This window comes from Pseudomonas sp. Je.1.5.c, from assembly GCF_051129895.1.
In the GTDB taxonomy this organism is placed as follows: Bacteria; Pseudomonadota; Gammaproteobacteria; order Pseudomonadales; family Pseudomonadaceae; genus Aquipseudomonas; species Aquipseudomonas urmiensis.
In genome coordinates, this window is the sequence record NZ_JBCPSP010000002.1 from 126,804 (window position 1) to 140,713 (window position 13,910).

Here is a 13,910-nt window from a genome sequence, read left to right on the forward strand (position 1 = left end):
TCGTGTCAAAAGGCATTCTTTCGTCGGTCATGGCGTCGTGTTTGTTCGCCGTGATGTATTTCTACACCTCCTTGTTGGCACCGCTGGACGGTGAGGAGATCTTTGGCTGGCGGACCCTGCTGACCCTGCCTTGCCTGACCTTGTTCATGCTGGTCAGCAAAGACTTCAAACGGGTCGGCGAGCTTTTGGCCAGGGTGCGACAAACGCCGATGCTGCTGCTCGGCATGGTCGGCACCTCGTGGTTGATGGGCGTGCAGCTGTGGCTGTTCCTCTGGGCGCCGCTGCATGGGCGTAGCCTTGAGGTGTCGATGGGCTACTTCCTGTTGCCGCTGGCCATGGTCATGACCGGGCGACTGGTGTACGGCGAGCGTCTGTCTCGCTTGCAGAAAGTGGCGGTGAGCTGCGCAGCCCTGGGGGTGGGCCATGAGCTGTATCAGAATGGCAGTTTCGCTTGGGAAACCCTGCTGGTGATGATCGGCTACCCGATCTACTTCGTGCTGCGCGGACGCTGCCGCACCGATCACCTGGGCGGGCTGTGGTGCGACATGTGCCTGTTGCTGCCTTGGGCGCTGTACTTCGTGATCCAGGGGCCGCTGTCGGCGGCTGACCTGGTCGAACACCCAGGCTTGTACGGCTTGATCCCGCTGCTCGGGGCGATCAGTGCCTGCGCCCTGATCGCCTACGTGCTGGCCAGTCGGCTGTTGCCCTTCAGCCTGTTCGGGCTGCTCAGCTATGTAGAGCCGGTGTTGCTGGTGGGCGTGGCCCTGCTACTGGGCGAGACCATCGGCCCCGACCAGTGGCTGACCTACCTGCCGATCTGGGCCGCAGTCCTGGTGCTGGTGCTTGAAGGCTTCAAGCACCTGCTGCGTCAACGTCGGCGTTCGGTGTAAGGCGCACCTGACGCACGCGGCGCTCCTCCACCGCCACCACGGTCATGCTCCAGCCGTTCCAGGCCAGGCGGTCGCCGACCACCGGCAGCCGATCCAGCAGACTCATCACCAGGCCCGCCAGGGTCTGGTAGTCCTCAGTGGCACGCGCGCTGAAGCCAATGCGCGCCTGCACCTGGCTGAGGTTCAAGGCGCCACTGACGACGAAGCCACCCTCCTCCTCGATGATCGCCGGCCCCTCGACCTCGCTGGCGTCGGGTAGCTCGCCCGCAATCGACTCAAGGATGTCGGTCATGGTCAGCACGCCGGTGAAATCACCGAACTCGTTAACCACGAAAGCAATGTGCGTCGACTGGTTGCGCATCTGTTCCAAAGCGTTGAGCAGGGTGAAGCTTTCGAGCAGGTTCAGCGGCGCGCGGGCCATGCGTTCCAGGTCCGGCTGATTGCCGTCGAGCAGCTCCTTGAGCAACTCCTTCTTGTGCACAAAGCCCAACGGTTCCTCGATACGCCCATTGCGAATCAACGGCAGGCGCGAGTATGGCGAGTTGGCCAGGGCCTGGGTAATGGCTTCGGGCGCTTGCGCCAGGTCGATCGCATCGACTTCGGCACGCACCGTCATCACCGTGCGAATCGGCCGCTCGGCCAGGTTCAGCACGCCGCTGATCATCACCCGTTCGCGGCGATCGAACAGCACCTGCTCTTCGCCACCCTCGACCAGATCGGCGATCTCTTCACCGACCTCGTCGGCCTCGACCCGGCGACCGCCCATCAGGCGCAGTACCGCATGGGCGGTCCGCTCACGCAGCGGCCGATGCTGCTGCAAGCTGCGCTTGCGGCGGGCACGGGCCAACTGGTTGAACAGCTCGATCAGGATCGAGAAGCCAATTGCCGCATACAGGTAGCCTTTCGGGATGTGGAAGCCCAGGCCTTCGGCGGTCAGGCTGAAGCCGATCATCATCAAGAAGCCCAGACACAGCATGATCACGGTGGGGTGGGCGTTGACGAAGCGGGTCAGCGGTTTGCTGGCGACGATCATGATGCCGATCGAGAAGATCACTGCAATCATCATCACCGACAGGTGCTCGACCATACCTACCGCAGTGATTACCGCATCGAGCGAGAACACCGCATCGAGCACCACGATCTGCGCCACGATGGGCCAGAACGCGGCATGACGCAGGGCGCCACTGGATTGGGTGACATGGCCCTCAAGCCGTTCATGCAGCTCCATGGTCGCCTTGAACAACAGGAACACACCACCAAACAGCATGATCAGGTCGCGGCCCGAGAAGCTCTTGTCGAAGATCTCGAACAGCGGCGCGGTGAGGGTAACCATCCACGAGATGCTCGCCAGCAAGCCCAGGCGCATGACCAGCGCCAAGGTCAAGCCGATTACCCGCGCGCGGTCGCGCTGATGCGGGGGCAGCTTGTCAGCCAGAATGGCGATGAATACCAGGTTGTCGATGCCCAGTACCAGCTCGAGGACGATAAGCGTCAGCAGGCCCAGCCAGGCCGTGGGGTCGGCTAGCCATTCCATTAGCGGGTACTCACGAAGCAAGCGTCACGAGGACGGGGGGAGAAGGAAGGCCAGGATGGCCTGAAACTGGGGGGCTCCGAGAAGGTGCTCATACATACCTTGATAGAAAATACGGATGGAGATCCTACAATCACAGACGCTTTTTCTCACAGCGCGAAACTATTACAAAACCTGTAACAGCTGTGCATGCAGCGACCCTATCAGGGCACTTTTATTCAATACGCCGCCGCGCTTGCTGATCAGGATAGCGGACATCTTCCAACACGAGATGTCATCCATGAGCCTGTCATTGTCCATGGCCGCCTTCGCCCTGGCGGCTTCGATTTCACCGGGGCCGGTCAATATCGTCGCGCTTGGCAGCGGGGCACGGCATGGCCTGCGCGCCAGTCTCAGGCATGTGGTCGGAGCCAGCTTGGGCTTTTGCCTGCTGTTGATCGTGGTTGGCCTGGGCCTGCATGAACTGTTAGTACGCTGGCCCCTGATCGGTCTGGGACTGCACTGGGGTGGAGTGCTGTTCTTGCTGTACCTGGCGTGGCGACTGGCAAGTGACAAGGGTGGGCTCGGCAACCAGGGGGAGTTGCGCGCACCGTCGGCCTGGCACGGTGCGGCGATGCAATGGCTCAACCCGAAAGCCTGGCTGGCGGCGCTGGCTGGGGTGGGTGCCTATACCGGCGGTGAACAGCAGCTGTTGTGGCTGTTTATCTGGATCTATGGGCCGATCTGCTTCGTGTCGATCGCCAGCTGGGCCTGGGCTGGGAGTGTGATTGGCCAGTATCTGGGCAATCCAAGGTACATGAGGGTGTTCAATCGTACGCTGGCCGCGCTACTGGTTGCCAGTGCCCTGTATCTGGTTATGGAGTGATGAACGTATTGTCTGTACCGGCCTCTTCGCGGGCAAGCCCGCTCCTACAGGGATCGCGCTGTAGCGGTAGTTGTGGGATCGGTTCAACTGCGAACAGGCGACCTTACCTGACAGCCTGCCGATAATGCCCAGGCGTTGCCGCCAGATGCTGCTTGAACGCCCGCTGCAAATGCGCCTGGTCAGCAAACCCCGCCTCCAGCGCGACCTCGGCAATCGGCCGGCCCACACGCAGTTGAGCACGCGCATGCTGCACGCGCTGATCCAGCAGATAACCATGCGGAGTGAGGCCAAAACGCTGGCGGAACGCACGGATCAAGTAAGCACGCGACAGTCCGGCTGCAGCGCAGATTTCTTCAAGGCTCAACGGATCCAGTCGATGTGCGCGGATGAACGCAGCTGCGGCCTCAAGGCGCGGATGCTGCACAGATCGAGTGACCGAGGGGCGATCCAGATAGCCCGGCAATACCTGAAAGAAACCCGCTAACAGCGCCTCACGACCTGGCGTGTCGCCATCGAACAACCCCGCCAGCACTTGCAACAAGTGGCTGTACAGGGCTGGCGAGGTGCTCAGCGTTGCATCCGGCAGATTGATCCCCTGGGCCTGCAACCACGGCACATCGACGAACAACATCACATACGACCAAGGCTGGCCCTCGATCGGATTGCAGGCGTGCACCACGCCCGGCTTCATCAGCACCGTCGCCCCTGCTGCGACTTCATGACAGCTGTCGCCGGTCACATAGGTACTGCGCCCGCCGGTGATCACACCCATGGAAAAACTCTCATGAGAATGTGCGCCATAGCAGACCTGGCGCCCATCACCGACACGCCGCGCTTCGACGAATGGCAAAGCCGGATCACGCCAGAACCGCGACACCTCGATCATCGCCCTGCCCTCACTCGCCGCTGCCTTGCACCACCACCAGCAACTGCGCCTGCTGTGGCCCGACCGAACGCAGGCGGTGCGGCGTCTGGGCATTGAAGTGCAAGGCATCGCCCTGCTCCAGCAGCAGCCGCTCGGTCATGAAATCCACCTCGACCTGGCCTTGGTGGACGAACAGAAACTCTTCACCCTCATGCGCCTTGAAGGTCGGGTCGCTGAATTCGCTCGGCGGCTGGATCATGAACGGCAACAAACTGCGCAGGCCGACCTGCGAGGTCAACACCGCGTAGCCCGGCCCCTCACCGCTGCCCACCAGGGCCTGGCGCTCAGTGCCGCGCACCAGGCTGTAACGCGCCTCGCCTGAGGGATCATCGGCGAACAGCTCTTCGACATTGACGTTCAACGCCCGGGCAAGCTTGAGCGCCGTGGCGATGGAAGGGGTATTGAGCCCCCGCTCGACCTTGGACAGGTAGCTCTTGGTCATGCCGGCCTTGTCAGCCAGCACCTCCAGGGTAATCCCCAGTTTTTTTCTCAGCAGTTTCAGTCGGATAGACATGTGACGCAGCTTTCCCAGGCAAAACGCAGTTGCGAATGACACTTTGTGTCATATAAGATCATTTGTGTCATCTGATTGACCGCCCTTCCACCGACCAAAGCAGTTAGGCGGGCAAGCAGTGACCTCTACCATCACGCCACCGAGGACCTTCCCCATGGCAACGACCCTGACTCACAGCAAAGACCAACTGGTGCGCCAGGCCCTGACGCAGATGCAAGGCTCGCTCGCCGATAATACGTGGACTGTACGGGAAAAGCTGGCCCTGACCTGCCGAATTCTGTTCGAGCATGGCCATGACTCGGGCCTTGCCGGACAGATCAGCGCCCGCAGCCCGCAGCCAGGCACCTTCTACACCCAGCAGTTGGGCCTGGGTTTCGACGAAATCACCGCCAGCAACCTGCTGCTGGTCAACGAAGACCTGCAAGTGCTCGAAGGCCAGGGCATGCCCAACCCGGCCAACCGCTTCCACAGCTGGGTGTACCGCGCCCGCCCAGACGTCAATTGCATCATCCACACCCACCCCACTCACGTCGCCGCATTGTCGATGCTGGAAGTGCCGTTGCAGGTCTCGCACATGGACCTGTGCCCACTGTATGACGACTGCGCGTTTCTTGAAGCCTGGCCAGGCGTGCCGGTTGGCAACGAAGAAGGCGAGATCATCAGCCAGGCGCTGGGTGACAAACGCGCCATCCTGCTCTCGCACCATGGCCAACTGTCGACCGGCAGCAGCGTCGAGCAAGCCTGCGTGTACGCCCAATTGATCGAACGCGCCGCACGCCTGCAACTGCTGGCGATGGCGGCTGGCACCATCAAGCCCATCGCCCCGGCGCTGGGCCGCGAAGCTCACGATTGGATCGACCGACCCAAGCGTCACGCCGCTGCGTTCAACTACTACGCGCGCCAAACCTTGCGTATCCATGCCGATTGCCTGAACTGACCTTTCAATGCCTTGCCTGCGGAGCCCACAACCATGACTACAGAATTTCACGGCATCATCGGCTACACCATCACCCCGTTCAGCAACGACGGCGAACAACTCGACCTGCCGGCACTGGGCCAGTCCATCGAGCGCCTGATCGCCTCTGGTGTGCACGCTATCGCCCCGTTGGGCAGCACAGGTGAAGGCGCCTACCTCAGTGACACTGAGTGGCAGCAAGTGGCCGAGTACAGCCTGGCGCAGATTGGCAAGCGGCTGCCGAGCATCGTCAGCGTCTCCGACCTCACCACTGCCGGCGCCATTCGCCGCGCGCGCTTCGCCCAGGCCCATGGCGCCGATGCCGTCATGGTCTTGCCGTCTGCCTACTGGAAGCTCAGCGCCACGGAAATCCTCCAGCACTACCGGGCGATTGGCGCTGCCGTCGACCTGCCGATCATGCTCTACAACAACCCTGCCACCAGTGGCACCGACATGCCGGTGGAGTTGATCTTGCGCATCGTGCGCGAGGTGGAGAACGTCACCATGGTCAAGGAAAGCACCGGTGACATTCAGCGCATGCACCAGTTGCAGCTGCGCGGCGAAGGCCAGGTACCGTTTTATAACGGCTGCAACCCGCTGGCGCTGGAGGCGTTCGTGGCGGGCGCCACAGGCTGGTGCACGGCGGCGCCCAACCTGATACCAGCGCTCAACCTGGGCTTGTACCAGGCGATTCGAGCGGGTGAGCTGGAGCAGGCCAAAGCGCTGTTCTACCAGCAATTGCCGATGCTCGATTTCATTCTCAAGGGTGGTTTGCCGGCCACTATCAAGGCCGGTTTGGCGCTGACGGGGCTGGCAGTGGGCGAGCCGCGGCGGCCGGTGTTTGGCCTGGATGAACAAGGGCGGGCGACGTTGCGCGGAATGTTGGATGAGCTTGGCGTAGCGCTTTGAGATTTTGGGGCCGCTTTGCGGCCCCAGAATCTAACTCACAAGGTCCAATCCAAGCTCAGCATCATGGTCCGCGGCTCCCCGTGGTACACACCGTTATAGAAACCGACGTTGTTGAAGTAGTGCTGGTCAAAAAGGTTCTTGACGTTCAGCGACGCAGACAGATGCTCATCGAACTGGTAGCGCCCCATCACCCCAACCACGGCGAATGCCTGCTGGGTGATACGGTCGTCGACGGTAACGATCTCACCCGCAGCATTGCGCCCCACCGGCCGTGAACCCTCGCCAAAGGTATCGCTCTGCCAGTCCAGGCTAGCCCCCAACGTCAGCTTTGGCAGCACCTTGTAAGTGCTGGAAAAGCGCACCAGGTTCAACGGCTGCTCGGTGTTCTTGCGTTGCTTTTCGCCATTGACCGCGTGGGTGTAGGTGTAGCCCAGTGTCAGTTGCCAGTCCGGCATCACCTCACCGGAAATCTCTGCCTCGAAGCCCTCGACGACTACCCCCTTGCCGCCAGACTTGTAGTACTGCTCGCCATTGGGCCCGCGTGGAATCGAGTCGTCGAGTTCGGGAACGTTGTCTTGCTTGCTGCGAAACACGGCGGTGCTCACGTTGGCGCGATCATCGAACACACTGCCCTTCAGGCCCACCTCATAGACCTTGCCAACGATAGGCTCCAGGTACTTGTCGCTGACATCCTTGAGCGTCTGCGGGTTGAAGATATCGGTGTAGCTGACATACGCGGTGAACTGCTCGCTCAGGTCGTACAGCACCCCGGCGTACGGCGTCCATTGATCATTCTGGGTTTGTTGGCTGCGAGTAGAACGGGTCACATTGAGGTCGGCGTCGTACTTCCACGACTTGCTCTCGCTCTGCCAACTGCCATAGCGGCTACCGAGAACGAAATGCAGGCGGTCAGTCGGGTTCAGCCGGGTCGCGATGTAACCGGCTTTCTGCTTGGTGCTCGAACGCGACGAGTCCAGGCCGGTGTCGTAGTCGCTGAACTTGGGCACCGAGCCGAGATATTTCCAGTCAGGGATCACATCGTAGCCGGGTGGAACAGTACTACCGGCAAAGTGCGGTGAACGGTTGCGCCGTTCCGAAACGCCATAGCCGACCATGAAGTCATGGCTGCGCCCCAGCAGTTGATAAGGGCCGGCCAGGTTGAGGTCCAGCGCATCCATTTTTTCCTCGCCGGCAAAGTGCGAGTACCAGGCGCGCATGCCGCTGCGGTCCGCTGCGGGAAAGCCATTGCCGCCGTAGTACACCTTGCCGTCGGTGTCGCTCTGGCGATGGGTGTAGGCAGCCTTGAGTTTCCAGTCGTTGGCCAGCTGCTGGTCGAGGGTGATGAAGGCCGTCTGGTCTTTCAGCGGCCAGGACGACCAAGGCGCGGCCAGGTTGGTCGAGCGCGGCAGATGGGCCTTGCTGCCATCGGCGTTCCAGTAAGGCACCGTACCCCAGGAGGAGCCCTGGACATGCTTGTTCTGGTAGTCATAGCCCACCGCCAACACGGTGCTGTCGGTCAGGTCCGCTTCAAGGATGCCGTACGCCACTTCACGCTGGGTGGCGTAGTTGTTCATATGTGACTTGGCATCCCGGTAAGCCAGCACCGTCCGCCCGCGCAGGCGGCCATCCCAGCCCAGCGGCCCGCCGACATCCAGGTAGCTGTAGTAGTTGTCAAAACTGCCAGCGCTGACGCCGCTCTTGACCGCCAGCTGATGGGTCGGGCGTTTGCGCACCATGGCGATGGTCCCGGAGGGATCCCCGGCGCCAGTGGTCAGGCCGGTAGCCCCGCGCACCACCTCGATGCGGTCATAGATGATGGTGTCCGAGTCCGACTTCAGGCCCGAGAAGGTGTTGAGCATCCCATCGATCTGGAAGTTGTTGATGGCGTAGCCGCGCGCGTAGTACGCCGGCCGCTCGGAGTCGTTGCGCTGCACCGTGACGCCCGTGACGTGGGCCATGGCTTCGGACAGGGTGCTGAGCTGGAAATCGTCGAGCTGCTGGCGCGTCAGCACCGAAACCGACTGTGGGGTTTCCTTGATCGACAGGTTCAAACGGGTGGCAGCGCTCATGCTACCGGTGGTGTAGGAGCCGGTGTGCTCAGTGGTGCTGCCCAGGCCCTGGGCGAGAATCTCGGTGGAGCCGAGCTCCAGCACCCCGTCCGCAGACCTCGGCTCGGTCTGCTCAGCCTGTGACAACGGGCTGATGGCGGTGGCACATAGACCCAGGGTGAGGGTCATGGAACGGCTAAAGGGCGCGAACATCGCTGCCATACTCCTTGTTCGATTTGATGAATGTCCTTGGCTGCCGGGTTGATCGGCATCCCAGTGATAACGATTCTCGGTTGGGAATAGTTATCGACAAATCAACAAAATTCGAACACGAGCGGACTTCTTCTGCGCCCCTCCTCTTGCGATCGCGTCCGGCCCCCTGTAAGGAGGCCGGCGCGTTAAATCAAGGCATCACAGGCGGCACATACTGCAGCGTCGTGCCCAGCGCCCAAAGCAAGACCAGGACCAATGGCACATGCACCAACAGCTGGACGAACGAGAAGCCGATCAGGTCGCGCGCCTTGAGTCCCAGCACCCCGAGCAGCGGCAGCATGTAGAACGGGTTGATCAGGTTCGGCAGCGCCTCGGCGGCGTTGTAGATCTGCACGGCCCAGCCCAGGTGATAGTGCAGGTCATTGGCCACCAGCATCACGTAAGGCGCCTCGATGATCCACTTGCCGCCACCGGACGGGATGAAGAAGCCCAGCACCGCCGAGTACACCCCCATGAGCACGGCATAGGTGTCGTGCGAGGCGATCTGCACGAAGAAGGTCGAGATGTGGTGGGCCAGGGTCTGCTCATCCACACCCTTGACCTGGGTGAGGATGGCGGCGATCGAGCCATACAGCGGGAACTGGATCAGCACCCCAGTGGTGGTCGGCACCGCGCGGGTCACCGCATCGAGAAAGCTGCGCGGACGCCAGTGCAGCAAGGCGCCGAGCATGATGAACAGCAGGTTGTAGGTGTTCAGGCCGGAGATAGCGGTGATCGCAGGTTTGGTCGCGAACTCCTGGTACAGCCAACCGGCGGCCAGCGCCACCAACAGCAGGATCAGGATCGGGCTGTATTCCAGCCATTCGCCAGGACGGGTGCGCTGCGGCGGTGGCGGCGCGCTAAAGCTTGGGTCGACGCCGCACGCCTCGGCGCTGCGGGCGCTGCCTGGGCCAGGCGCGGTGGCATAGGCGACCACCAGCGAGACGATCACCAGCGCCGCCAGCAGCACGCCGGATTGCCAAAGGAAAATGGTTTCGGTGAACGGGATCACCCCGGTAATGGACAAGATCGACGGTGGCAGGCTGGCAGGGTTGGCCTGCAGCTGCGCCGCCGAGGACGACAGGCCCAGCGCCCACACCGCGCCCAGGCCCAGGTAGGCTGCTGCGCCGGCTGCGCGGTAGTCCATCTTCAGGTCGGTACGACGGGCCAACGCGCGCACCAGCAAACCGCCGAACACCAGCGACAAGCCCCAGTTGAGCAACGAGGCGAGCATCGAGATCAGCGCCACCCAGCACACCGCCGAGCGACCATTTTTGGGGATGCGCGCCAGGCGATCGATCAGCCGCGCCGCCGGTGGCGAGCTGGCGACCACATAGCCGCCGATGACCACGAAAGCCATCTGCATGGTGAACGGGATCAGGCTCCAGAAACCATCGCCAAAGGCCTTGGCGGTGTCGGTCGGCTTGGCGCCCATCACCAGTGCGCCGATACACACCAGCACCACCGCCAGGGCGGCGAACACCCAGGAATCAGGGAACCAGCGTTCAGCCCAGTTCGAGCAACGCAGGGCAAAGCGAGCGGAGCGGCTGTCTTGGATTTCAGCGGCCACGGGATTTTCCTTTTATTGATTTTATTGGCTGTAACAAACGCAAAAACCGTGGAAGCGGGCTGGCCCCGCGATAGCGTGCCGACAGACAACCCAGTTGTCCCGATCAAGGCTATCGCGGGGCCAGCCCGCTCCCACGGTATTCAAGCGGCTATCAGAAGGTCATTTCCTTCACATCATCGGCCACGATCAGCTTGCCTGCGGTCTTCTCGATGATTTCCTCGACGCTCACCCCAGGCGCCGTCTCGCGCAGGATGAACGCGCCGTTTTCGATCTCAAGGTAAGCCAGGTCGGTCAACACCTTGCGAATGCAACCAGCACCGGTTAGCGGCAGGCTGCAGCGCGACAGCAACTTGGACTCGCCATCCTTGGAGGCGTGGGTCATGGTGACGATGATGTTGTCGGCACCGGCGACCAGGTCCATCGCCCCGCCCATGCCCTTGACCAACTTGCCGGGGATCATCCAGGAGGCGATGTTGCCCTCCACGTCCACTTCGAACGCGCCCAGCACGGTGAGGTCGACGTGGCCGCCACGGATCATGGCGAACGATTGCGCCGAATCGAAGATCGAGGCACCGCGGCGGGCGGTGACCGTTTGTTTGCCGGCGTTGATCATGTCGGCGTCGAGGGTGCTTTCAGTGGGGAATTCGCCCATGCCGAGCAGGCCGTTTTCCGATTGCAGCATCACGTCCATGTCGGCGGGTACGTAGTTGGCCACCAGGGTCGGGATACCGATACCGAGGTTGACGTAGTAGCCGTCCTTCAGTTCACGGGCAACGCGTTGAGCCATCTGTTCGCGGGTCAGTGCCATGGTCTGGATCTCTTTGTTGTTCTGTGGACGGCGCTCAGGCCTTGACGGTGCGCTTTTCGATGCGCTTCTCGAAGGTGCCGACGATGACCCGATCGACATAGATGCCTGGGGTGTGGATCTCGCTGGGCAACAGCACGCCAGGCTCGACGATTTCCTCGACTTCGACCACGGTGATCTTGCCGGCGGTGGCCGCCAGTGGATTGAAGTTTTGCGCAGTGTTGCGGTACACCACGTTGCCGTAGTGATCGGCCTTCCAGCCTTTGACGATGGCGAAGTCGCCGGTGATGGCTTCTTCGAGAATGTACTTGCGCCCGTTGAACTCGCGCACTTCCTTGCCTTCGGCAACCGGGGTGCCGTAGCCGGTGGCGGTATAGAACGCCGGGATGCCAGCACCACCGGCGCGCATTTTCTCGGCCAAGGTACCTTGTGGGGTCAGCTCGACCTCCAGCTCGCCGCTGAGCAGCTGGCGTTCGAACTCGGCGTTCTCGCCGACGTAGGAGGCGATCATCTTGCGGATCTGCCGGTCTTCGAGCAGCACGCCCAGGCCAAAGCCATCGACGCCGCAGTTGTTGGAAACCACGGTCAGGCCCTTGACGCCCAGACGCTTGATTTGCGCGATGAGGTTCTCGGGGATGCCGCACAGGCCGAAGCCGCCGGCCAGTACCGTCATGTTGTCGGTCAGGCCTTCGAGGGCCTGTTCGTAGGTTGCAACGCGCTTGTCCAGTCCGGCCATGCTGATCCGCCTTTGTAGTTGTTTGTGCGTGCAGCCATCTTCACCGCTGGCGACTGATTTGTTAATTTTGTTTTCGTCATCGATTGATAACTTTTCCAAAACAAAGGTCGAGCCCCGCATGAACGTCAAGCAGCTACGCGCCTTCATCACCGTGGCCAAGTATCAAAGCTTCGCCCAGGCCGGCGAGCACCTGCACGTCTCGCAACCGGCGTTGAGCTTGACCATCAAGGCGCTGGAGGACAACCTCGGCGGCGCCCTGCTCACCCGCACCACCCGCAGCGTCAGCCTGACCCCAGAAGGCGAGGTGCTGCTGCCGCTGGCCCGGCGCCTGCTGGCCGATTGGGACGACACCGAAGAAATGCTGCGCCAGCGCTTTACCTTGCAGCTTGGCCGGGTGTCGGTCGCGGCCATGCCAGCCTTTGCTGGCAACCTGCTGCCACAGTCGCTGAAAGTGTTCCGCCAGCGCTATCCGAAGGTGAACGTTACCGTCCATGACGTGATCAACGAACAGGTGCTGGAACTGGTGCGCCACCGGCGCGTCGAACTGGGCATTGGCTTCGAGCCGGACAACCTCGATGGGCTACGCTTTCATCCGCTGTACCTGGATCGCTTCGTCGCCGTGGTACCTGGCGACTCGCCGCTGGCCCGGCAGCCGCAAGTCACCTGGCAGCAACTGCTGGCCGAAGATTTCATCGCCTTGCAACGCCCGTCGGCGGTGCGCTTGCTGCTGGAGCAGAACATTGCCGCCGGGCACGGCAAGCTGACAGTGGCGTTCGAGAGCCATCAACTGTCGACCATCGGCCGCATGGTTGCCAATGGGCTGGGGGTCAGCGCGGTGCCGGCGCTGTGCATCAACCAGATGCAAGAGCTCGGTGCGCGCTGCGTGGCCCTGGTCGAGCCGAGCGTTGAGCGGCGCATCGGCGTCATGGCACTAAGCGACCACAAGCTGTCCACCGCAGCCGAGGCGCTGCTCGAGGTCGTGTTGTGCAATACCCATCTACCGGAGGTGACATGCGTTCAGTAAAGCTTGCAGGCATAAGCGTTCCGGCCATTGGCCAGGGCACCTGGTACATGGGCGAAGATCCTGCTCGGCGCCGCGCCGAAGTCACCGCCCTGCAGCAAGGCATCGAGCTGGGGCTGAGCCTGATCGACACCGCAGAGATGTACGCCGAGGGTGGCGCCGAGGAGGTCGTCGGCCAAGCCATGCTCGGCCGTCGCGAGCAGGTGTTTCTGGTCAGCAAGGTCTACCCGCACAACGCCAGCCAGCGTGCTCTACCGCTGGCCTGCGAGCGCAGCCTCAAGCGCTTGGGCACCGACTGCATCGACCTGTACCTGTTGCACTGGCGCGGCCAGTATCCGCTGGCAGAAACCGTGGAGGCCTTCGAGCGTCTGCGCGAGCAAGGCAAGATTCGCCGTTGGGGGGTGTCCAACTTCGATCTCGACGATTTGCATGAACTGGATAACAGCGACTGCGCCACCAACCAGGTGCTGTACAACCCAGCTGAGCGCGGCATCGAATTCGACCTGCTGCCCTGGAGCCAGGCCAATGGCTTGCCGACCATGGCCTACTGCCCACTGGCGCAGGCCGGGCGATTGCTCAAGCATCCGCTTTTGGCCGAAATTGCCGAGCGCCTTGGGGCAACTCCTGCGCAAGTCAGCTTGGCCTGGGTGACCCGCTCAGATGGGGTGATTGCCATCCCCAAGGCGGTCAACCCGCGGCATGTGCAGCTCAATGCGGGGGCGGCCTCATTGAAATTGAGCGAAGAGGATCTGCGGGCGATTGACCAGGCGTTGCCAGCGCCGACACGCAAGCAGCGGTTGGCGATGGTTTGAGCGAGTAGTTGTTTGTCAGTGCCGGCCTCATCGCGGGGCAAGCCCGCTCCCACAAAACCCCGCGATGAGGGCGGTAC

General features: G+C 62.1%; 13 protein-coding genes. 6 read left to right on the forward strand and 7 right to left on the reverse strand.

Annotated features, from left to right (window positions below; all coding sequences use genetic code 11):
- Positions 1–2 precede the first annotated feature (2 nt).
- Positions 3–890: an EamA family transporter RarD gene (gene rarD, locus AAZU54_RS02485; protein WP_434726474.1), complete on the forward strand. Its 888-nt coding sequence runs from the start codon at positions 3–5 to the stop codon at positions 888–890.
- Here the strand turns inward: rarD and AAZU54_RS02490 are convergent.
- Positions 853–2,424 carry a TerC family protein gene (locus AAZU54_RS02490; RefSeq protein WP_186553442.1) on the reverse strand — a complete coding sequence of 524 codons (1,572 nt, stop codon included), beginning with the start codon at positions 2,422–2,424 and terminating at the stop codon, positions 853–855. The genes rarD and AAZU54_RS02490 overlap by 38 nt on opposite strands.
- Positions 2,425–2,701: 277 nt before the next feature.
- Between AAZU54_RS02490 and AAZU54_RS02495 the strand changes: the two genes are divergently transcribed.
- A complete protein-coding gene (locus tag AAZU54_RS02495) occupies positions 2,702–3,286 on the forward strand; it encodes a LysE family translocator (protein WP_186553443.1) in 585 nt (194 codons plus the stop codon).
- Positions 3,287–3,389: 103 nt separating this feature from the next.
- Here the strand turns inward: AAZU54_RS02495 and AAZU54_RS02500 are convergent, their stop codons facing one another.
- Both AAZU54_RS02500 and AAZU54_RS02505 read right to left on the reverse strand, forming a co-directional pair.
- A complete protein-coding gene (locus AAZU54_RS02500) occupies positions 3,390–4,172 on the reverse strand; it encodes a helix-turn-helix domain-containing protein (protein WP_186553444.1) in 783 nt (260 codons plus the stop codon).
- A 10-nt stretch (positions 4,173–4,182) separates the two neighbouring features.
- Complete coding sequence (locus AAZU54_RS02505; RefSeq protein WP_186553445.1) at positions 4,183–4,725, reverse strand: helix-turn-helix domain-containing protein; 543 nt, start codon at positions 4,723–4,725, stop codon at positions 4,183–4,185.
- Between the two features lie 154 nt (positions 4,726–4,879).
- On the opposite strand from AAZU54_RS02505, the gene AAZU54_RS02510 reads away from it, so the two are divergent.
- Together AAZU54_RS02510 and AAZU54_RS02515 are read left to right on the forward strand one after the other, a co-directional pair.
- Entirely contained in the window at positions 4,880–5,662 is a 783-nt protein-coding gene (locus tag AAZU54_RS02510) for an aldolase (RefSeq protein ID WP_434726475.1), read from the forward strand.
- 33 nt (positions 5,663–5,695) lie between these two features.
- Positions 5,696–6,589, forward strand: coding sequence for a dihydrodipicolinate synthase family protein (locus tag AAZU54_RS02515; RefSeq protein WP_392468624.1), 894 nt, complete (start codon positions 5,696–5,698; stop codon positions 6,587–6,589).
- Between the two features lie 35 nt (positions 6,590–6,624).
- Here the strand turns inward: AAZU54_RS02515 and AAZU54_RS02520 are convergent, their stop codons facing one another.
- The 4 genes from AAZU54_RS02520 to AAZU54_RS02535 all read right to left on the reverse strand — a co-directional run bounded on the left by AAZU54_RS02520 (position 6,625) and on the right by AAZU54_RS02535 (position 12,000).
- A complete protein-coding gene (locus tag AAZU54_RS02520; protein WP_434726476.1) occupies positions 6,625–8,850 on the reverse strand; it encodes a TonB-dependent siderophore receptor in 2,226 nt (741 codons plus the stop codon).
- 190 nt (positions 8,851–9,040) lie between these two features.
- Positions 9,041–10,459 (reverse strand): short-chain fatty acid transporter, encoded by a 1,419-nt coding sequence (locus AAZU54_RS02525; RefSeq protein WP_392468618.1) that lies wholly within the window; start codon positions 10,457–10,459, stop codon positions 9,041–9,043.
- Between the two features lie 151 nt (positions 10,460–10,610).
- Positions 10,611–11,267, reverse strand: coding sequence for a CoA transferase subunit B (locus tag AAZU54_RS02530; protein WP_186553450.1), 657 nt, complete (start codon positions 11,265–11,267; stop codon positions 10,611–10,613).
- 34 nt (positions 11,268–11,301) lie between these two features.
- Positions 11,302–12,000 (reverse strand): CoA transferase subunit A, encoded by a 699-nt coding sequence (locus tag AAZU54_RS02535; protein ID WP_312155145.1) that lies wholly within the window; start codon positions 11,998–12,000, stop codon positions 11,302–11,304.
- A 118-nt stretch (positions 12,001–12,118) separates the two neighbouring features.
- On the opposite strand from AAZU54_RS02535, the gene AAZU54_RS02540 reads away from it, so the two are divergent.
- Positions 12,119–13,024: a LysR family transcriptional regulator gene (locus AAZU54_RS02540; protein ID WP_186553452.1), complete on the forward strand. Its 906-nt coding sequence runs from the start codon at positions 12,119–12,121 to the stop codon at positions 13,022–13,024.
- Positions 13,012–13,833, forward strand: a complete 822-nt coding sequence (locus tag AAZU54_RS02545; RefSeq protein ID WP_434726477.1) for an aldo/keto reductase — start codon at positions 13,012–13,014, stop codon at positions 13,831–13,833. Before AAZU54_RS02540 ends, AAZU54_RS02545 begins: the two co-directional genes overlap by 13 nt.
- Positions 13,834–13,910 lie beyond the last annotated feature (77 nt).